2 protein-coding genes and 1 pseudogene (1 of these 3 only partly in view) are annotated in these 21,277 nt (G+C 75.7%); all 3 read right to left on the bottom strand.

Annotation, left to right across the window (positions count from 1 at the left end):
• Positions 1-39 precede the first annotated feature (39 nt).
• Positions 40-933 (bottom strand): annotated as a pseudogene (locus tag OG332_RS43875) (beta-ketoacyl synthase N-terminal-like domain-containing protein); the annotation flags it as partial.
• On the bottom strand, positions 930-8,012 hold the full coding sequence (locus OG332_RS43870) for an SDR family NAD(P)-dependent oxidoreductase (RefSeq protein ID WP_327418678.1): 7,083 nt from the start codon (positions 8,010-8,012) through the stop codon (positions 930-932). The pseudogene OG332_RS43875 and the gene OG332_RS43870, both read right to left, overlap by 4 nt.
• Positions 8,009-21,277: the 3' portion of an SDR family NAD(P)-dependent oxidoreductase gene (locus OG332_RS43865; RefSeq protein ID WP_327418677.1), read on the bottom strand. It continues 6,378 nt past the right edge of the window; 13,269 of the gene's 19,647 nt are visible here — the last part of the coding sequence; its start codon lies beyond the right edge, outside the window — the gene reads right to left on this strand; its stop codon occupies positions 8,009-8,011. Before OG332_RS43865 ends, OG332_RS43870 begins: the two co-directional genes overlap by 4 nt.

Genomic DNA, 21,277 nt, shown 5'->3' with positions numbered 1-21,277 from the left:
GAGGGCCTCGCGGATGACGCGCTGCTGGGCGGGGCCGTTGGGTGCGGTGAGGCCGTTGCTGGCGCCGTCGGAGTTGACGGCGGTGCCCCGGACCACGGCGAGTACGCGGCGGCCGGCGGCGAGGGCGGTCGCGAGGCGTTCGACGACGATGACGCCGGCGCCCTCGGACCAGGCGGTGCCGTCCGCCCCGGCGGCGAAGGGCTTGCAGCGGCCGTCGGGGGCCAGGCCCCGCTGGCGGCTGAACTCCACGAAGGCGGCGGGGGTGGCCATCACCGTGGCCCCTCCGACGAGGGCCATGTCGCACTCGCCGCGGCGCAGGGACCGGACGGCCAGGTGGAGGGCGACGAGCGACGAGGAGCAGGCGGTGTCCACCGTGATGGCGGGGCCGCGCAGGCCCAGCTGGTAGGCGACGCGGCCGGAGACGACGCTGCCGGCGCCCTGGGCGCCCGGGTAGTCGTGGTGCATGACGCCGGTGAACACGCCGGTGCGGCTGTCGCGCAGCGAGCTCGGGTCCAGGCCGGCGCGCTCGACGGCCTCCCAGGAGGTCTGGAGGATCAGCCGCTGCTGGGGGTCGGTGTGGAGCGCCTCCTTGGGCGAGATCCCGAAGAATCCCGCGTCGAACCGGGCGGCGCCGTGCAGGAATCCGCCCTCGCGGACGGTGGTCGTGCCCGGGTGGTCGGGGTCGGGGTGGTGGAGCGTGTCCAGGTCCCAGCCCCGGTCGCCGGGGAAGGGGGTGATCCCGTCCCGGCCCTCGGCGACGAGCGACCACAGGTCGTCGGGGGACTCGACGCCGCCCGGGTAGTGGCAGGCCATGCCGACGATGGCGACCGGCCCGGCGGATCGCTCCTCCACGTCGCGCAGCCGCTGCCGCGTCGACTGCAGTTCCGCGGTCACCCGGCGCAGGTAGTCGCGGAGCTTGTCCTCGTTGGTCATCGGGAGCGTTCCTCCAGTCCCGGCAGCGGGCTGCCGAGCTCGGCGTCGATCAGGGCGAAGACCTCGTCGTCGGTCGCCGAGGCGAACGCGGTGACGGGTTCCGTCGCGGTGTGGGGTGTCAGGTGGTCGAGCAGGCCGCGGACGCGGTCCGCGGTGCGGTCGCGGGACACGTCGTCCGTGGCCGCCGCCGTGAGGGCGGCGGCCAGGCGGTCGAAGGCCGCGAACAGGGTCGGCAGGTCGGTCGCCTCGGACTCGCCGGCGAACCGCTCGTCGAGGTGGGCGACCAGATCGGCCGGGGTGGGGTGGTCGAAGACGAGCGTGGCCTCCAGCGACAGGCCGACGGCCGTGCCCAGCCGGTTGCGGAACTCGATGGAGCTCAGCGAGTCGAAGCCGAGTTCCTGGAAGGACCGGTCGGATTCGATCATGGTGGCGTCCGCGTAGCCGAGGACGGCCGCGGCCTGTCCCCGGACCAGCGCCGACAGCCTGGCGCGCCGCTCTTCGGGACCGAGGCGGGCGAGGCCCGGGTCGGCGGCGGGGGCCGGCGCCGGGGTCCGCACCAGGCTGCGCAGCACGTGCGGTACGGCGGCGGCCGCACCGCGCCCGAGCCGCAGGACGGTGACCGCCGGGTGCGGTCCGGCGAGGGCCGCGTCGAGCAGGCCGAGGGCCGCCTCGGTGGGGAGCGGCTCGATGCCGCCGCGGGCCAGGCGGTCCCGGTCGGCGGCCATGCCCTCGTCGAGCGCCCAGGGCCCCCAGGCCACGGACACGGCCCGGCGGCCGGATGCGGCGCGCTGCCGGGCGAGGGCGTCCAGGAAGGCGTTGGCGGCGGCGTAGTTGCCCTGCCCCGGGCCGCCCAGTACGCCCGCCACGGAGGAGAACAGCACCAGTTCGGCTTCGGGCAGCAGTTCGTCGAGGTGGGCGGCGCCTTCGGTCTTGGGCCGCAGCACCCGCTCCAGGCGCTCCGCGTCGAGGGCGGTGACCACCCCGTCGTCGAGCACTCCTGCGGCGTGCACGGCCATGGTCACCCGGCGGCCGGCCAGCAGGGTCTCCAGGGCGGCGCGGTCGGCCACGTCGCAGGCGGCCGCCTCGACCCGGGCGTCCAGCCCGGCCAGCCCCGCCGGGACCCGGCCGCTGCGGCTGACCAGCAGCAGGTCGCGTACGCCGTGCCGCTCCACGAGGTGGCGGACCACCGGTCCGGCGAGGGCGCCGCTCGCACCGGTGACCAGGACGGTACCGGCCGGGCGCGGTTCGGCCGCCGGCGCTGCGGCCGGTACGCGGACCAGCCGGGCTCCCAGCACCTGGCCGTCGAGCAGGCGCAGGTGCGGCTCGTCGGAACCGAGCGCGCGGTGCAGCGGCGCGAGGTCCTCGGCGTCCACGAGGCCGAAGCGGCCGGGGTGTTCGGACTGGGCGGAGCGCACCAGTCCCCAGGCCGCGGCCGTGGCCAGGTCGGGGGCGGTGGTGACGAGGACCAGCCGTGCGGTCGCGAACCGCCGGTCTGCGAGCCACTGCTGGAGCCTGCCGAGCACCTCGGTGGTGAGGGCGCGGGCGGCCGGGGCCCCCTCGGCGGCTCCGGACGGAGCGGCCGCGACGGGCAGGACCACCACGGGCGGCACGTCCGTCAAGGCGTCCAGGTCGTGGGCCCGCACCAGCCGCGCCCCGGAAGCCTCCAGGGCGGCGCCGATCCCCTCGGGGTCCGGGCCGACGACCGCGTAGCGGGCCCCCGGTGAGGACTCGGGCGTCTCGACGGGCAGCCACTCCACCTGGTGGAGCGGCTCGGCCGGAGCGTCTGCCCGGCGCAGCACCACCGAGTCGACGGAGGCCACGGGCGCGCCCGCGTGGTCGGTGAGGAGGAGCTCGACCGCGTCGGCCCGGTGGTGGACCACCCGTACCCGGGCGGCGGTCGCACCAGGAGCGTGCACGCGTACGCCGGACCAGGCGAACGGCAGGTAGGGGCTGTCCCCGTCGAGGGCCGAGGTGAGGGCGACCGTGTGCAGGGCGGCGTCGAGGAGCACGGGGTGCAGCGCGTGCGCCCCGGGATCGCCGTCGGAAACGCCGTCGGGTACGACGACCTCCGCGAAGACGGCGTCGGCGGTGCGCCAGGCGCGGCGCAGACCCCGGAAGGCGGGCCCGTACCCCGTGAGCGTCTCGTAGAGGCGGGTGACGTCGAGTTCCTCGGCGTCCCCGGGCAGGGCCGGGGCGGCCAGGGGCTCCTCGGGCGCGGGCGCGAGAACGCCGGTGACGTGGCTCGTCCAGCCGCCGTCGCCGGTGCGGGCATGGATCCGGAAGGCCCGCGTCCCGTCGGGCTCGGCGAGGTCCGCCACGAGGCGCAGGTCCGCCTCGCCCGATGCCAGCGGCGTGTGGGTGACGAGTTCGGCGATCCGGGGGCAGTGGAGGCGGGCTCCCGCCCGGAGGGCCAGGTCGACGAAGTACGTCCCGGGAACCAGTACGACGCCGTCGACGGTGTGGTCGGCCAGCCAGGGCCGCTCCGCCGTGGAGATCCGCGTGCTGAACACGTGCCCGTCCGGCAGTTCGACCTCTTCGGCCGCGCCCGGGGAACTCCCGGACGGAGTGCGGGTGGTGTCGACCCAGTGGCGCTCGCGGGCGAACGGGTAGCCGGGCAGCGAGAGCCGTCGCGGCCGGTCGGGGGCGGGCAGGCTGATCGCGGCGCCCTCGACCCAGGCCCGGGCCAGCTCGCGCAGGCCGCCGCCGTGGACGGGTGCGGCGGAGCGGCGCCTGCGTCCGCGGTACCAGCCCGTACCGGTGCGGAGCGCGTCGGCGAACTCGGCCGTCGTCGTGGCGACGACGGCGAGCCGCTCGTCGAGGTGGTCGCGTCCGGACCAGAGCGTGAAGGCGAGCGCCGCCGGGTCCACGCCGCCACCGGTACCGGTGAGGCGGCGCGCCAGCTCGGCCGGGGTCGTCCCGCCGTCGACGCGGAGCCGGACGCCGAACTCCTCCTCGACGCGCCGGGCGAGGCGGGACAGGCGCGGGTAGTCGAGGCCGAGTTCCGCGAAGGGTTCACCGGGATCGACGGGGAAGCCCACGACCTCGGTCAGGATCCGCTCCAGGGCGTCGGGGCCCGCACCCCGGCCGGCCCGGTCCAGGTGCGCGAGCAGCAGCGCCACGGTCTCGTCGAGCCGGGTGGCGTCCTTCGCCGAGAGGACGAAGAGCCGGGGACGGTCCTCTTGCGGTGCCTGCCGGCCGGGCGCGACCGGGTGTTCGGCCAGCACCACGTGGGCGTTGGCGCCGCCGGCGCCGAAGGAACTGATCGCGGCGGTGAGCGGAGCGTCCGTGGGCGCGTTCCAGGGTTCCAGGGTGCGCTGCACACGGAACCGCGAACTCTCCCAGTCCACCGCCGGGTTGAGCGGCTCGGCGTGCAGGGAGGGCACCAGTTCGCGGTGGCGCATCTGGAGGACGACCTTGGTGAGCGCGGCGATGCCCGCCGCCGACTCCAGGTGGCCGATGTTCGACTTGACGGAGCCGATGGGCCAGGGCCCCCGGCCCGCGCCGACGGCGTCGAAGGCCCGTTCCAGGGCGGTGACCTCGATCGGGTCGCCCAGGCCGGTGCCGGTGCCGTGGGCCTCCAGGTAGCCGAGGTCGGCGGGGTCCACTCCCGCCCCCGTGAGCGAGTCGCGGACGAGGGCGGCCTGCGAGGCCGGGTCGGGCACCGAGAACCCACCGGTGTGACCACCGTGGTTGAGGGCCGTACCGCGGATGACGGCGTGTACGTGGTCTCCGTCGCGCAGCGCGTCGCGCAGCGGCCTCAGCAGCACCACGCCGACGCCCTCGCCGGGCACGTAGCCGTCGCCGCCCTCGCCGAAGGCACGGCAGCGGCCGTCGGTGGAGAGGAAGGACGACTGGCTGAGCAGCAGGTACTTGTTGGGGTGGACGTGCAGGTTGACGCCTCCCGCCAGCGCGGCCTCGCACTCGCCCCGCCGGATCGCCTCGACGGCCAGGTGCAGCGCCGTCAGCGAGGAGGAGCACATGGTGTCGAGCGCGATGCTCGGCCCCTTGAGGTCGAGGAAGTAGGAGACGCGGTTGGCGATCGACGCGCTGAACGACGAGGGCACGAGGCCCGGTTCCTCGCGGACGCCGTGCAGTTGGTACTGGTTGTACATCACGCCCGCGAACACGCCGACGGCGCGGCCCCGCCAGGTGGAGGGAGCGTGTCCCGCCTCCTCGAAGGCGTGCCAGGCCTCCTGGAGGAACAGCCGTTCCTGCGGGTCGAGGACGGCGGCCTCGTTGGGCGAGATGTGGAAGAAGACGGCGTCGAACTCGTCGATGCCGTCGACGAATCCGCCCCAGCGGCCGTACGAGCGTCCGGGCACGCCCTTGGCGTCGCTGTGGATCGCACGGTGGTCCCAGCGGTCGGCGGGCACCTCGGTGATGCCGTCACGGCCGGCCTTGAGGTTCTCCCAGAACTCGTCGAGCGTGCGGGCGCCCGGGTAGCGGCCGCTGATCCCCACGACGGCGATCGCGTCGCCCTCGTCACCGGCGTCGGCGGAGGCCCCCGGCAGGGGGGTCGCGGGGGCGGTGACGGCGGTGACGCCCGCCGCCGGAACGGCGGGGGCCGGAACGGCGGGGGCCGGAACGGCGGGGGCCGGAACGGCGGGGGCCGGAGCGACGGGCGCCGGAGCAGCGGGCGCCGGAGCAGCGGGCGCCGGAGCAGCGGGCGCCGGAGCAGCGGGCGCCGGAGCAGCGGGGGCCGGAGCGGCGGGGGTGAACCGTTCGGTGATCTCGGCCGCCGAGCCCACGAGGGCCACCAGGTGCGGCCTGCCGCTGCCGGCGGCGCGCAGCATGATGTCCACCGCGGACGGGGTGTCCATGGCCTTCAGGCCCATCCGGCGCAGTGCGCGGTCGTCGAGCCGCATGCCTCCGTCCGACCAGCCAGGCCACCCGATCGACACGACCCCCGGCTTGCCCTCGGCGAAACCGTCGAGGAAGGCGTTGGCGCACGCGTAGTCGGCCTGGCCCTGGTTGCCCCAGGCGGCGGCCGTGGACGAGCAGAGCACGAGGAAGTCCAGCCCCAGGTCCCAGGTGGCCTCGTACAGCAGGCGGGTGCCGGTGACCTTGGGCGCCATGACGGCACGGACGTCCGCTGCGCTCTTGCCCGCGATCAGCCCGTCGCGCAGCACACCGGCGGCGTGCACCACCCCGTCCAGCGCGCCGAACCGGGAGAGCGCCAGGTCGACCACGCGGCGCACGTCCTCGGCGCGGGAGACGTCCGCGCCGACCACCTGCACCTCGGCCCCGAGGGCGGTCAGTTCGGCGCTCAGCGCGGCGGTCGCCGGGGAGTCGGCGGCCGTCCGTCCGCAGAGCACGAGCCGGGCCCGGACGGTTCGCGCCAGGTGCCGGGCCAGGGACAGGCCCACGCCGCCGAGCCCGCCCGTGATCAGGTACACGCCCCGTTCGCGCAGCCGGGCCGGGTGGTCCGGGGCCGGGGTGGGCAGGATCTCGCGCACAGTGCGCCGGCCCGCTTCGTAGCGGACTTCCACGTCCGGAACGCCCGCAGCGAGCTCGGCCAGGGCATCGGCGCGCTCCGGGGAGCACACCACCGCGGCGCGTACGCCGGGCTGCTCCCGGTGGAGCGTGCGCAGCAGACCCGCGACCGCCGAGGCCGCCGCGCCCAGGGGCAGGTGGCAGACGATCCGTACGGGGCTGGGCCGGTGGCGCAGCAGGGCGGCCGCGAAGCCGGTCAGGGCGACGGCCTCGCCCTCGACGTCCTGCGGATCGGCCGGGGTCCAGAGCACGTCGGAGGCGTCGTGCCCGGTGAGCAGGGCCGCCCAGTCGCGCGCGGTCCTCCCGTCGACGGTCAGGACGGAGGCCGGTGCCGGTGCGGGTGCCGGCGGCAGCGGCGCGTCACGCCAGTGGGGCTCGAACCAGACCACCTCGGCGGGAACGTCCTCGCGTACGTCCTGTTCCTGCGGTGCCCCGACGGTCGGGCGGACCGCGCCCTCGGGCAGTTCGTACGTGTCCAGGTACTCGACGAGGGCCGCGAAGGAGCTGTGCTCGAACAGCAGGGTGGGCGAGAAGTCGGTGCCGTACGCCTGCTCCAGGTCGGCGGCGATGCCCAGGAGCGCCGTCGAGTCCAGCCCCAGCTCGTAGAAGCCCGCCTCCTCGTCGAACTCGGCCCGGCCGAGCCGTTCGGCGAGCAGGCCGCGCACCAGGCCCGCGGCGCTCTCCCCGAGGGGCACGGTCCCGGCCGGCACGGTCCCGGCCGCCTCCGCCGCGCGCGGGGAGCCGTCCAGCCGGGTGATGGCGTCCTCCTCCCTGACGCGCTTCGAGGTGAGGCCCCGCAGCCACAGCAGGACGCCGCCGTCGGCGTCGAGGAAGCGCAGGTCGCAGGTGGTCAGGTCGCCGGCCGGGCCGGTGGCGCGGGGCGGGGTGGCGTGCACCAGGGTGCGGTCCCCCACCGGCCCCCGGGCCCGGAAGGAGTCGATGAGCATCGGGATGTAGGGCCGGGCCGCCGCGCCGGCCCCGGCCGTGGCGAACTGCGTCGGCAGCAGCGTCGACGAGTCCAGCGCGGCCGGGTGGAGGTGGAAGTAGTCCGCGTAGGCGGCGGCCTCCGGGCCCAGCGACAGGTCCGCGAGCAGCTCGCGGTCGCCGACGTGCAGGGTGCCCCGGGCGCGCATGAACTCCCCGTGCTCGATGCCGGTCCGGCGGACGAGCGCGTACAGGTCGGCCATGTCGGCCGTACGGGGCATGCCCGCGCGCAGGGCGGACAGGTCGACGGCCTCGGCCGGGAAGGGCACGTCCAGGTGGAGTCGGCAGTCGAGGACCGGCTCGGTCTCGCCCGTGGGGCGGCGGGTTCCGGTGACGGAGACCCGGTGGCCGTCCGCGTCCGCCGTGAACTCCACCCGCAGCTCGGTGTCGAAGTCCGGGCCGGCGGCCACGGGGTTGCGGAACAGCACGCGGCGCAGCTCCACGCGGGAGGTGTCGACGCCACGGGCCCGCAGGATCCGGTAGATCATGTCGAGGAACGACACTCCGGGCAGGATGCGCGTGCCGTGCACGCGGTGGTCACGCAGCACCGGGTCGGTGCCGCGCACCACCACGGAGCAGGTCAGGCCGTCCAACGGGTTCATTTCTTTCCTTCCGGCACGGCGGAGAACTCAAGCTCGAAGAACGGCGCGGGGGCCGGTGCGGGCGTTCGCGCGGGCGGTTGTGCGGGGGTGTGCGCGGGCGGGTCGAACCAGAAGCGCCGCCGCCGGTAGCGGGGCGGGTCCAGCGGTCCGCGCGCGGGAACGTGGGCTTCGGGTGCCTGGCGCACCACCATGTGGGCGTTGGTGCCGCCGAACCCGAAGGAGCTGACGGCGGCCCGGCGCGTACCGTCGCGGCCCGTGAACCCGCGCGGTTCCCGTACGGGGAACAGCGGGGACTCCTCGAAGCGGAAACGGCGGTTGAGGGTCGCGCAGTGCAGCGTCGGCGGCAGCTGCGCGTGGTGGACCGACAGCAGGACCTTGATCAGTCCGGCCATGCCGGCCGCGCTGAGGGTGTGTCCGATGTTGGTCTTCACACTGCCGACGCCGCAGAAGCCGACCTCGTCGGTACGGGCGCGGAAGGCCTCGGTGAGCGCCTTCAGCTCCATCGGGTCACCGATCATGGTGCCGGTGCCGTGGGCCTCCACGTAGCCCAGCTGGGCCGGGGAGACGCCGGCGTCGGCGAGGGCCGCCTCGATCACCTCCCGCTGTGCGCGCGGGTTCGGCGTCGTGATGCCCATGGTGCGGCCGTCGTTGTTGACGGCGCTGCCCTCGATCACCGCGTAGATCCGGTCGCCGTCGCGCACGGCGTCGGACAGCCGCTTGAGCAGCAGCGTGCCGGCGCCCTCGCCGAGGACGATGCCGTCGGCCCGCTCGTCGAACGTGTGGCAGCGCCCCGTGGGCGACAGTGCGCCCGCCCCGCTCATCCCGACGAAGGGCACCTCGTCGAGGAGGATGTCGACCCCGGTCGCGAAGGCCAGGTCGCACTCCCCGGTCCGCAGGCCGGCCGCGGCCATGTGCACGGCGACGAGCGCGCTGGAGCAGGCCGTGTCGACGACGACGGACGGCCCTCGCAGGTCGAGGTGGTGGGACAGCTGCGCGGCGATGAAGTTCTGCGCCATTCCGCTGATCGAGTGTGGACCGGCGGCGGCGACGTGCGCGCCGAAGTTCGCCGCACGGGCGCCCGCGAAGACGCCCACGCGCCGGCCCGCGACCTCCTCGGGGGTGAGACCGGCGTCGGCCAGGCATTCCACGCCGGTCTCCAGGACCTGCCGGACCAGGGGGTCGACGTGCGCCGCCCCGGCCGGGTCGATCCGGAAGTGCTCCGGGTCGAAGTCCTCGATGGCGTCGAGGAAGCCGCCCCACTTGCTGACGGTGGTGCCGGGCTGCGGGTCGGGCCGCCAGAAGCGGTCCTTGTCCCAGCGGGAGGGCGGCGCCTCCGTGACGGAGTCCGTCGCGGACATCAGGTTCCGCCAGAACGTCCCGTGGTCGGGGGCGCCGGGGAAGTGGGCGGCGATACCGATGACGGCGATGTCCTCACGCCGTGCGGCCGCTCCGGCGAGGGGAGCGCCTGACGCGACGGCCTCGGCCGGGGCCAGGGCCGGAGCGGTGACCTCGGCCGGGGCCGGGGCCGGAGCGGTGGCCTCGGCCGGAACCGGCGGGACGGCGGGCGCGATGGCCGGGCCGGCGTCCTCCGAAGGGGTGGCGAGCTCCGGCACCTGGTCTCGCAGGGCATCGGCGAGGAGGGCCACGGTCGGGTTCTCCAGGATGGTCGAGGGCTCCGCGACGACGCCGAGCTCCCGCTCCAGCGCGGCGAGGATCTGGGCGATCATGATCGAGTCCACGCCGAGGTCGGCGAAGTCCTCGTCCCCTCCGATCGCCCCGGGGTCCAGCCGGAGCGTCGAGGCGATAACCCCGGTGACGCGGCGGACGAGGCCGTGCGCGGCCGGTACTCCGCTCGGGGCCGCCGACGGAGCGGGCGCGGGCGCCGTCCCGTCCTGCCGGCCCGGCGCGGGCACGGCCAGCAGCCGGGCGGCGTCGAAGCGTCCGGCGTCCACGACGCAGGGCAGCACGACCGGGTCGGGGCCGCTCATCGCGCGGTCCAGCAGGTCCAGCCCCGCCTCGGGGGCCAGGGTGCGCAGGCCGAGGTCCCGGTAGGCCGGGGTGTCGACCTCGGGCATGCCGGCCGCACGCCAGCTCGGCCACTGCAGCGACCGGATGACGGGGGCGCGGACGCCGCCGGTGGCGGTGCGGTACTCGGCGACGCGGTCCAGTACGGAGTTGGCCAGCGCGTAGTCGCTGAGGCCCACGGCCAGCGCCGGCACGCCGCCCGCGACGGACGAGTACAGCACGACGAAGCGCAGCGGGTCGTCGGCGCAGCCGTCCAGGACGGCCTGGAGCCCCGCGGTCTTCGGTTCCAGGACCCGTTGCACGTCCTCGGTCCGCTTGCCGATGAAGGCCGGGTCGCGCATGACGCCGAGGCCGGCGCAGTGCACGATGCCGACGATCGGGCCCATCTCGCGCCGGGCACGGTCGAGCACCTCGGCGATCCCGTCCAGCGGGCCGGTCTCGACCACCACCCGGACCCCGGGGCGTTCCAGGGCCGCGAGGTCGCGCAGCCTGGCCGCGAGGGCCGGGTCGGTGCCGGGGTCCGCGAGGAGGGCGGGCCACTCGGTCCGGGCGGGCAGCGGGGTGCGGCCGAGGAGCACGAGCCGGTCGGCGCCCCGCTCGACGAGCCGGGCCGCGAGCAGCCGGCCCAGCGCGCCCGTCCCTCCGGTGATCACGACGGTCCGGCCGGCCAGGTCCGCGGACCAGTCGGCGGAGGCGGGCGCCCCGTCGGCGGGGCACAGCACCGGACGGTGCCGTACGCCCGCCCGTACGCAGGCCTCGGTGACCGGGTCGGTCGCCGCGAGTTCGGCGGCGGCCGCCTCGCGCAGCGCGGCCGGCTCCAGGGTGTCGAGGTCGAGGGTGCGGGCGGCCAGGCCCCGGTACTCGGCCGTGAGCATCCGGACGAGGCCAGCGTAGGCCGCGCCGCGCAGCGTGGGCCGCTCGGTCCGGAAGGTGGTGAGCCCCCGGGTCAGGTGGAGGTAGGTGAAGCCGCGGGTGCGGTTCTCGGTGACCAGCTCGCGCAGGAGCGCGATCCGCGGCCAGTCGGGGTCCGGCGCGGTGAGTGGTGCGTCCGACACGTCGGCCAGGTCGATCACGGCCGTCGCGAGGCGGGCCGCTTCCGCGATCCGCCGGGCGGAGTCCTCGTCGCCGTCGTCCACGCGGAACACCGCGGCGGTGGGGCCGAAGGCCCTCGTGGCGAGGGACTCGTTCTCGGCGCGGGCCAGCACCAGTATCCCGGCGGGCAGTTCGGCGGTGGGCAGCGGAGCGGCCTCCCAGCGCTTGACCAGGAGCAGTGAGGAGTCCTGCGGGGCGGACGCGACCCCGGCGGCGGTCGGCGTCGTGAGCCAGTGCCGCTCGCGGGCGAACGGGTAGGTCGGCATGGACGCCGGCTGCGGCCGGTCGGTGCGCAGCGCGGCCCAGTCGATGTCGGCGCCGTCCTGCCAGAGCCGCGCGAGCCGGTCGAGCCGTCCCTCCCGGACCAGCCGGGCGAGGTACTCGGCGCCCTCCGGTTCGGACAGCCAGGCGTGGTCACCGTCCGTACCGCCGTGCGCGTACTCGGCCGCGAGGTGGCCGGCCAGCTGGTCGCGCAGGTCGCGGGTGGAGCGGGCGACCACCGCGAGCCGGGCGGCCATGGGGACGCGGGCGACCTGGGAGGTGTACGCGAGCGAGGCGAGCGACGGCGCGGGCACGACCGTGCCGCTGCCGCTGTCCGCGTCCGTGGCCGCGTCGAGGAACTCCACCATCGCGGCGGCGTACCGGCGCAGAGCGGCTTCGTCCCTGCCCGACAGCAGGAACACCTCGGCGGCGTCGTCCCGCAGCGGGGCCGGGGGCGTCGTGGCGGGTGCCTCTTCCAGGACGACGTGTGCGTTGACGCCGCCGAAGCCGAAGGAGCTGACGCCCGCGCGCAGCGGCAGGGGTGCGCCGTCGGCGTCCGTGGGCGCCCACGGGGTCGTCTCCCGTACGGGCCGGAACGGCGTACCGGTGAGGTCGATGAGCGGGTTGAGCGTCTGGAGGTGCAGCGTCTTCGGCAGGGTGCGGTGCCGCATCGCCAGCACCACCTTGATGACTCCGGCGACGCCTGCGGCGGGCTCGAGGTGTCCGATGTTGCTCTTCACGGTGCCGACGCCGCAGGGCGTGGCGGGTCCGTCGGCCAGGGTCCGGTGGGCCCGGACGAGGCCGTCGATCTCCACCGGGTCGCCGAGGGAGGTGCCGGTGCCGTGGAGTTCGGTGTAGGACACCGTCCCGACCGGTACCCCCGCGTCCCGGTAGGCCTCGACGAGCAGGGCGGCCTGGGCCAGCGGGTTGGGGGCGGTCAGCGAGGAGGCGTGCCCGCCGTGGCCGACCGCGCTGCCGCGGATCACCGCGTGCACGCGGTCGCCGTCGGCGAGGGCGCGGGAGAGCGGCTTGAGGACGAGTACGCCCACGCCCTCCCCCTTGACGTACCCGTCGGCCGTCGCGTCCAGGGCCTTGCAGCGGCCGTCCGGGGAGAGCACCCCGAGCTGGTTCCCGGCCACCACGGTCTGCGGCGAGAGCACCAGGCTCACGCCGCCGGCGACGGCGAGCTCGCTCTCCCCGGCGCGCAGGGCGCGGACGGCGCGGTGCAGCGCCACGAGGGAGCTGGAGCAGGCGGTGTCGATGCTCTCGCTCTGGCCCTTGAGGTCCAGGAGGTACGAGATGCGGTTGGCCAGGATGGTCCGCGCGAGCCCGGTGCCCGCGTGGGGGTTGACCTGCTCGCCGCGCAGGACCATCGACTCGTAGTCGTTGAACTGGACGCCGGCGAAGACGGAGACGCGGCGGCCGGCGAGCCGGTCGGCCCGGCAGCCCGCGTCCTCCAGGGCGGCCCAGGTGTGTTCGAGGAACAGCCGGTGCTGCGGGTCCATGACCTCCGCCTCGGCGGGCGAGATCTTGAAGAACCGTGCGTCGAACCGGTCGACGTCGCTCAGGAAACCGCCCCAGCGGGCGGTGCCGCCGAAGCGCCGGGACACCTCCTGCCAGTTCCAGCGGTCGGCGGGGGTCTCGGTGATCAGGTCCTCACCGTCCCTGAGGTGCTGCCAGAACTCCGCCAGGTCCGCCGAGCCGGGGAAACGTCCGGACATGCCGACGATGGCGACGGCGTCCTCCCGGGTGGGCGCGGTGGACGCAACGGCGGAAGGAGTGGTGGGAACGGTGGAGACGGAGGGCGCGGTGGCGGCGGTGGCGGGCGCTGCGGCCGGTTCCGCGCTCGCGGTGGCGGGCGTCCGGTTCCGTTCCGCCAGGGAGGGGTGTTCCGCGAGCAGGTGCCGGGCGAGCCTCTCGACCGTGTTCTCACCGAACAGGGTCGTCGTCGGCACCGAGACGCCGTAGCGCTCCTCCAGTGCCGCGGAGAGGGACTGGAGCCCGAAGGAGTCCAGTCCGTACTCCCCGAAGCCGGCCTCCGGGTCGAGCGCCTTCGGCGCCAGGCCCAGCAGTTCGGCGACGAGCTCCCGCAGCCGCTCGGTCAGATCGCCGGCGTGCACGGGAGCGGCGGGGGCGGCGGCAGGCGCCGGGGCGGCCGGGCGGGCGCGGTGCCCGTGCTCCCGGATCCGCATCGCCCCGACCCGCTCGCGCATCCGCTCGGGCGCTCCGGGCAGTACGGCGACCTGGGGGCGGCCCAGCCGCAGGACGAGGTCGAGCAGCCGTTCGCCCTCCTCGGCCTCCAGGTAGCGGAAGCCCGTGTCGGCGAGGTAACGGCGCTCGTCCTCGGCCTCCACGTGCATGCCTCCGGCACGCCACATGGGCCAGTCGACCGAGACCGTGTGCCCGCTGCGGCGGCCGGCCGTGCGCAGTGCCGTGCGCTCCTCGGCGAAACCGTCGAGGTAGCGGGCGCCGACGGCGTAGTCGACCAGGCCGTAGTCGCCGAGCTGCCCGGCCAGCGAGGAGTACAGGACGAACAGGTCCAGCGGTTCGTCACGGGTCACCTCGTCGAGGACACGGGTGCCCTCGAAGCGGGCCCGCAGGTGGGAGCGGAACTCCGCGAGGTCCTTGCCGGGCAGCGGTGTGCGCGAGGCGGTCGCTGCCAGGTGGAAGACCCCGTGCAGCGCACCCCACTTCTGCTTGACGTCCGCCACGACGCGGGCCATGGCGGCCTGGTCCTCCACGGACGCCTGGAAGTAGGCGACGTCGCCGAGGGCGCGCAGGCCGGCGAGTTCCCGGGCCCGGTCGGCGGCGGAGGACCGGCCGGTGAGGGCCACCCGGGCGCCGCGCGACAGCAGGGTACGGGCGAGCAGCAGCCCGAGGCCGCCGGCGCCGCCGGTCACCAGGTGGACGGCCCCCTGGCGCAGCGGGGACTCCGTGACGGGGCTCGGATCGGTCTCGGTGAGCACGCGCACGGTGCGGCCGGTCGCGGAGAGGCGGACGGCTGCCGAGGAGAGCCGCTCGGCGGCCACCTCGGCCAGCAGGGCGGCCGGTTCGACCCGGCCGGCGATGCGTACGACGCCGAAGGCGGTGCCGGGCAAGGCGGCGCGCAGCGAGGTGTCGAACCCTCCCCAGGCCTCCGCCATGGCGCCCTCCGGCACCAGGACCTGGATCCGCGCGGCGGCCCGGGAGGCCGTCATGGCGCGTACGAGCAGGAAGGCCGACTCGATGCCCAGGTCCGGGCGCTCGGGGTGGAGCAGCGGCCACTGGTGCACGATCCGGTCCGCGCCGGCGGTGAGCAGCCGGGCGTAGTCCTCGGCCTCGCCGGGGCGGATCGTGACGGTGGAGCCCTCGTCGGCGTACGCGGATCCGGCCCGTACGGTGACGGCACCGGGGACCGGCAGGTCTCCGAACACCAGCACCCGGCCCGGGTTCGGGGCGGCGGGCGGCACGGGCTCGGCCACCCATTCGGCCGTGAAGAGGCTGACGGGTGCCCGGCCGGCCGGGGCGTCGGCCACCCCGGAGCCGGACCCGGAGCCGGACCCGGAAGCGGACCCGGCATCGGGCCGTGCGACGGACCCGTTGGCGGTCTTCGGATCGGTCGCCGGGACGGTCGCGGTGGCCGTCGCCGGGAGGGACCGGTTCGCCGTCGCCGGGACGGTCGCGGTGGCCGTCGCCGTCGCCGTCGCCGGGACGGTCACCGGCGCGGCAGCCGCCGCGGGGGCTCCGTCGGTGAACCAGTACCGGTCGGCGGCGAAGGGGTACGGCGGCAGCGAACGCAGCTGCGGCGTCCCCTCCCACCGGGCGGACCAGTCGACCGTCGCGCCGCGCACCCACGCGGCGGCGGTCTCCTCGTCGCCCCGCCCGTCGAACGGCGTGCGGTCGGCGCGCCGTTCCACGCGCCCCTGGTGGATGCCGGCGGAGTCCCCGGCGAGGTAGCGGCGCAGGGTGTCCACCACGTGCTCGCCCGACTCCGCGACGAACGCCAGACGTTCGGCGTGTTCGGTGCGGCCGGACTGGAGGGTACGGGCGGTTCCGGCGAGGTCGTGCTCCCAGCCGGCCCTGGTTTCGACGAGGGAGCGGGCGGTGGCCCGCAGCCGCTCCGGGTCGCGGGCGGAGAGGACGAACACGGCCGGACGGCCGGACGGCGCCGGTTCGTCGGCCGGGTACTCCTCCAGCACGACATGGGCGTTGACCCCGCCGTAGCCGAAGGAGCTGACCCCGGCGCGGCGCGGGACACCGGGCGCCACGGGCGTCCAGTCACGTGCCTCCACCGCGATCTCGCAGGCCGTGCCCTCCAGCGCCAGGTGGGGATTGAGCTCCGGGCCGTGCGGGTCGCCGGTGATCCGTCCGTGGCGCATCGACAGCAGGACGCGCAGCACGGCGGCGATGCCGGCCGCCGGCTCCAGGTGGCCGATGGTGTTCTTCAGGGCCCCCAGAGCGCAGTGCGGGGCGGCCGGAGCGGGGTGGCCCCAGTCGCGGTAGAGCTCGGCGAAGGCCTGACGGAGGCCGTTGGTCTCGGCGGGGTCGCCGATGACCGTGCCGGTGCCGTGGGTCTCGACGTACCCGATGGTCGCCGGGTCCACGCCCGCCTCGCGGTGGGCCTTCACGATCACCTCGGCCTGGCCGCGCGGGTTGGGCGCGGTCAGCGAGTTGGAGCGGCCGCCGTGGTTGACGGCGGTGCCGCGCAGGACGGCGAGCACCGGGTTGCCGTCGGCGCGGGCGCGGCTGAGCCGCTTGAGCACGACGGCTCCGACGCCCTCGCCGCGCACGTACCCCGCGGCGTCCTTGTCGAAGGCCCGGCCCACGCCGTCGGGGCTGAGCATGCCGGCCCGTTCGAGGGAGGCGAAGGTGACCGGGGACAGCATGAGGCTGACGCCGCCCGCGATGACCGTGTCGCAGTGTCCGAGCCGCAGGGCCTCCGCCGCGCGGTGCAGGGCCACGAGCGAGCTGGAGCAGGCGGTGTCCACGGGTTCGCTGGGGCCGCGCAGGTCGAGGTGGTACGAGATGCGGTTGGCCAGCATGGAGGGGGTCAGGCCGGTCGAGGAGTAGGCGTCGGTGGCCGTGTCCGAGCGTTGCACGAGCTCGGCGTACTCGGACGAGCCCACGCCGACGAACAGGCCGGTGTCGGTGCCGGCGAGGCGGGTCGGGTCGATGCCCGCGTCCTCCAGCGCGGACCACACCGTACGCAGGAGCAGCCGCTGGCGGGGGTCCATCCAGCGGGCCTCGCGGGGCGAGATGCCGAAGAACAGCGGGTCGAAGCGGTCGATGTCCGGCATGAAGCCGCCCCGGGTGATCCGCGTCCGGTCGGGGTGCAGGGCCGGGTCCCCGTAGTGGGCGCGGCTGTCCCAGCGGTCGGCGGGCACTTCGGAGAAGAGGTCGCCGCCCTTCTGGAGGGCCGCCCAGAACTCGTCGAGGTTGCGTGCGCCGGGCAGGGTGCCCGCCATGCCGACGATCACGACGGGGTCGTCCTCGGCCGGCTGGTCCCGCGCCGGGTCGGCCGGCAGGGGCGGGGCGGCGTTCGGGTGCTCGTTCTCCAGCCACTCGGCGAGCGCGGAGGGGGTGGGGGTGGCGAGCAGCTGGTCGGGGCCGACGGGCACGCCGAAGGCGTTGGAGACCTCGTCGGCGAGCCGGATCAGGCCGAGGGAGTCCAGGCCGTGCTCGTAAAAGGAGCCCGCCGGGTCGAGGTCGGCGGGGGCGAATCCGCTGACCGTGCCCAGCAGGTCGAGTACGGCGTCCCGGAGCCGGATGCCCCGGGCGGGGACGGCCGCGGACCCGGATGCCGTCGGGGCCGCGGAGGCCACCGGGGCGGCGGGGACGGCCGGGGTGACGGCGTCGATCCAGCAGCGGGTCCGCGCGAAGGGGTATCCGGGCAGGGACAGGGCCGGTAGCGGACCGGGCCGGCCGGCCTCCCAGTCGAAGACCTCTCCCCCGGCCCAGCGGCGGGCCGTGTCGTGCGGATCCGCCGCGGAGGGCAGGGCAGCGGCCCCCGGCTCGGCCGTCACGACGCCGGTGTGGCCGCCGGGACGCCCGCCGAGGAACGCGTCGAGCGCCTCGGTGAGTTCCCCCGCCGACCCTGCGACGACGGCGAACCGGTGGGCCATGGCCTCGCGGCCGGTCTGGAGGGTGCGGGCGAGCCTGACGAGGTCGACGCCGGCGCCGCCCCCGGCGCGGCCCGCGAGTTCGCGCAGGGTCGTGCCGCCGTGCACGGCACCCGCCCCGACCGAGTCGCCGAGGCCGATCAGCCGCACCATCGTGGCCGGGTCCAGGCCCAGCTCGTCGAGGGGTTCGTCCACCGCCGTGACGGGAACGCCGGCCGCGGCCGCGATGTCCCGGGGATCGGCGCCGGTACCGGTCGAACCCAGCCAGGTCCGCATGCCCGCGACGACGCGGCGCAGCCCCTCCGCGTCCCGCGCGGAGAAGGGGAAGACGTCCGGTCCCGCCGCGCCCTCGGGCCGCGGGTCCGGTGTCCGGTGCTCCTCGACCACGAGGTGGGCGTTGGAGCCGCCCGCGCCGAAGGCGCTGACGCCCGCGCGCAGGGGTCCGGAGGCCGTCCAGGGGGCGAGTTCGCGCTGCACCCGGAAGGGCACGGTGTTCCAGTCGACGGCCGGGTTGAGGGCCTCCGCGTGCAGGGAGGGCGCCAGTTCGCGGGCCTTCATCTGGAGCAGGACCTTCGTGAGGGCCGCGATGCCCGCGGCCGACTCCAGGTGGCCGACGGAGGACTTGACGGAGCCGAGCGCGACCGAGCCGGCCGGCATGTCGCCGAAGGCCCGTACGAGTCCGGCGACTTCGGCCGGATCTCCCAGCGCGGTCCCGGTGCCGTGCGCCTCGACGTACGAGATGCCGTCGGCCGGCACTCCGGCCGTGCGCAGGGCCTGGGCGATGACCTCGCCCTGGGCGCCGGGGCTGGGCACGGCGAATCCGCCCGTCTTCCCGCCGTGGTTGACGGAGCTGCCGAGGATCACGCCGAGGATGCGGTCCCCGTCGCGCTCGGCCGCCGCCAGCGGCTTGAGCAGGACGGCGCCTACGCCCTCACCGGGCACCATGCCGTCGCCGTCCGCCGCGAAGCTGCGGCACCGCCCGCTCTCGCCGGTGAACCCGCCGGCCGCCAGCTGGCGGTACTTGCGCGGGTGCGGGGCGAGGTTGACGCCGCCGGCGAGCGCGTAGTCCGCCTGACCGGTCGCCAGGGCCTCGCAGGCGAGGTGAATGGCGGTGAGGGAGGAGGAGCACATGGTGTCGACGGCCAGGCTCGGCCCGTGGAAGTCGAAGAAGTACGAGACCCGGTTGGCGATGGACGCGTAGCCCATGCCGCCGGCGAGGCCCCGCTCATCCTCGAACAGCTGGTAGTGCCCGTACATGACGCCCACGTACACGCCGACGCGGCTGCCCCGCAGGCGGGCCCGGGTGTAGCCGGCGTCCTCCAGCGCATGCCAGGAGGTCTGGAGGAACAGCCGCTCCTGAGGGTCGGTCAGTTCGGCTTCCCGCAGGGACATCTGGAAGAAGCGGGGGTCGAACTCGTCGATCCCGTCCAGGAATCCGCCCCAGCGGCTCACCGGCTGGCCGTCCGAGCCGGCGGGAGTCCGGTGGTCCCAGCGGTCGGCGGGCACCTGGCCCACGCAGTCGCGGCCGGACCGGAGGTTCTCCCAGAAGGCGTCGAGGTCCTCGGCCTGGGGGTAGCGGCCGGCGACGCCGACGATCGCGACGCGGTGGTCGGCGGCCGGCACGGACGGCGCCGGGCGCGCGGCCGGACGTACGTCGGCGCCGGGCGCGTGGACGGCCGGGACGGCGACCGGCGCGGGGGAAGGGGCGGGGGCGGGAACGGCGGCGGGCTCGGGAAGGAGCGCGCGCACCCGCTCGGGGTGCCGCTCGACCAGGTAGTCGGCGACCTCGCGGACGGTCGGGTACTCGAACAGCAGGGACACCGGCAGCTCGCCCATGCCCTCGGCGAGGACGTCCACGATGAGGGGCACCGTCAGCGAGTCGACGCCGAAGTTCTCGTACGTCTCGTCCAGCCAGAGCCGTTCGCGCGGCACCTGGAGGATCTGCGCGAAGGCGTCCTTCACGTACTCCCGCGCGGCCTCCGGCAGCGCGTCGCCCTCCGTGCCGGACGGCCCGGACGACGGGAGCGCGGGCTCCGCGGTGCGCGGCGGCGCGGCGGGCGCCGCGGCGGCCGCCGGCGTACCGCCCGGTGCCGTCTCCGCGACCACCACGTGCTGGCTCAGCCCCTCGTCCGCCGGCACGGCCCGGCTGCGGGTGAAGCCCGCGAGGTCGAGGGCCTTGCGCCATCCGGGCGCGGAGAGCAACGGGGACCCGGGAAGGCGCAGTTCGGCGTCCTCGTGCAGCCACCAGCCGTCGAGCAGGCCGAAGGTGAGGGTGGCGGTGAGGACGTTGCTGCTGGCCTCGTTGAGGACCAACCGTCCGCCGGGCTTGAGCAGCCGGGTCACCGCGCGCAGGGTGGCGAGCAGGTCGGCGGTCGCGTGCAGGACGTTGGCCGCCACGACCAGGTCGGCGCTGCCCGGGGTGAAGCCCTGGGTCTCGGGGTCCGCGGAGATGTCGAGCCGCTGGAAGCGGACGTACGGGTGCGCCTCGGCGAACCGCTGCTCCCCGTGCCGCAGGAAGGCGCGGGAGACGTCGGTGTAGACGTACGTCACCTCCGTGCCCGAGGCGGCGAGGGCGGGGAGGACGCTCGCGGTGGTGCCGCCGGTGCCCGCGCCGATTTCGATGACGGTGAGCGGGCCCTCGTGGCGGGACAGCAGGTCCTGGACGGCGCCCACGACGAGTTCGTTGGCGCGGTCGACGACCGGGCTGCCCCGGTAGGCGCCTTCGACGAGGGCGCTGGAGCCGCCCGGGAACATCACGTCGGTGGCGCGGACGCTGCCGCGCAGCACGCCGAAGAGGTTCTGCATGCAGGGGCGCAGCAGCCGGTCGAAGCGGTTGAGCGCGGGCTTGCGCTCGCACAGCTCGACCAGGTCTGCCTCGGGGTCCTCGGCGGCCCGGCGCCCGGCGGGGACGAGTGCTCCGCCCCGGTCGTCGAGGAAGCCGCCCTCCGTCAGCTGGCGCAGGAGCTCGGTGAAGAGCCTGCGCTGCGCGGGGACGACGCCCAGCCGCTCGGCGAGCGCGGCGGGCTGCCAGCTCTCGGCGTCGCCGAGGTACACGCCCTCGCGCCGGAAGAGCGTCCACAGCCAGTCGCACATGACCTCGGTCAGGCGGGCGTCGTCGGCCTCGGTGAGCAGCCGGGCGACCGGGGGGAGCTGGGCCAGCGACGGCACCAGGGTCACGTCGTCGGAGGGCGTCCCCGGGTCGGACGGCGTCGTCCCCGGGCCGGCCGGTTGTCCGGCGGCCCGACGCGGCTGGGCGCCGCCCGCGGCGAGTGCGGCCGCGTCGGCCTTGACCACGACGACCTGCCGGTCCTCGCGTCCGAGCACGGCGTGCACGGCGGCCATCCCCTCCTCCGGGGTGATCGAGTGGATGCCGGTGGCGGCGAGCCGCTCGCGGTAGCGCTCGTCGGCGACGATGCCGACGGTTCCCCAGTAGCCCCAGTTGATGACGGCGACCCGGGCCTCCAACATCCAGTCGAGGTGGTGGGCGAAGGAGTCCTCGAAGGTGGATCCGGCCGCGTAGTTGCCCTGGCCGGCGCTGCCTGACAGGGCGACCGCCGAGGAGAAGAAGAGGACGAAGTCCAGGCCGCCCACGCCTCTCAGGGCGGCGTGCAGGGCGACCGAGGTGTGCGCCTTGGCGTCGAGGACGGAGCGGAAGGTCTCCTCCGTCATCGTGGCGACGGTCTGGTCGCGCAGGACGATCGTGGCGTGGAAGACCCCGTGCAGGGCGCCGTGGGCGCTCCTGGTCCACTCGACGGCTTCCCGCAGCGCGGCGGGGTCGGTCGCGTCGGC

Source organism: Streptomyces sp. NBC_01233 (assembly GCF_035989305.1).
Classification (GTDB): Bacteria; Actinomycetota; Actinomycetes; order Streptomycetales; family Streptomycetaceae; genus Streptomyces.
This window is presented reverse-complemented; position numbering and strand designations above follow the sequence as displayed.

Coding starts and splice junctions, on each gene's coding strand:
- OG332_RS43870 (WP_327418678.1), bottom strand. CDS start 8,012: ATGAACCCGTTGGACGGCCTGACCTGCTCCGTGGTGGTGCGCGGCACC.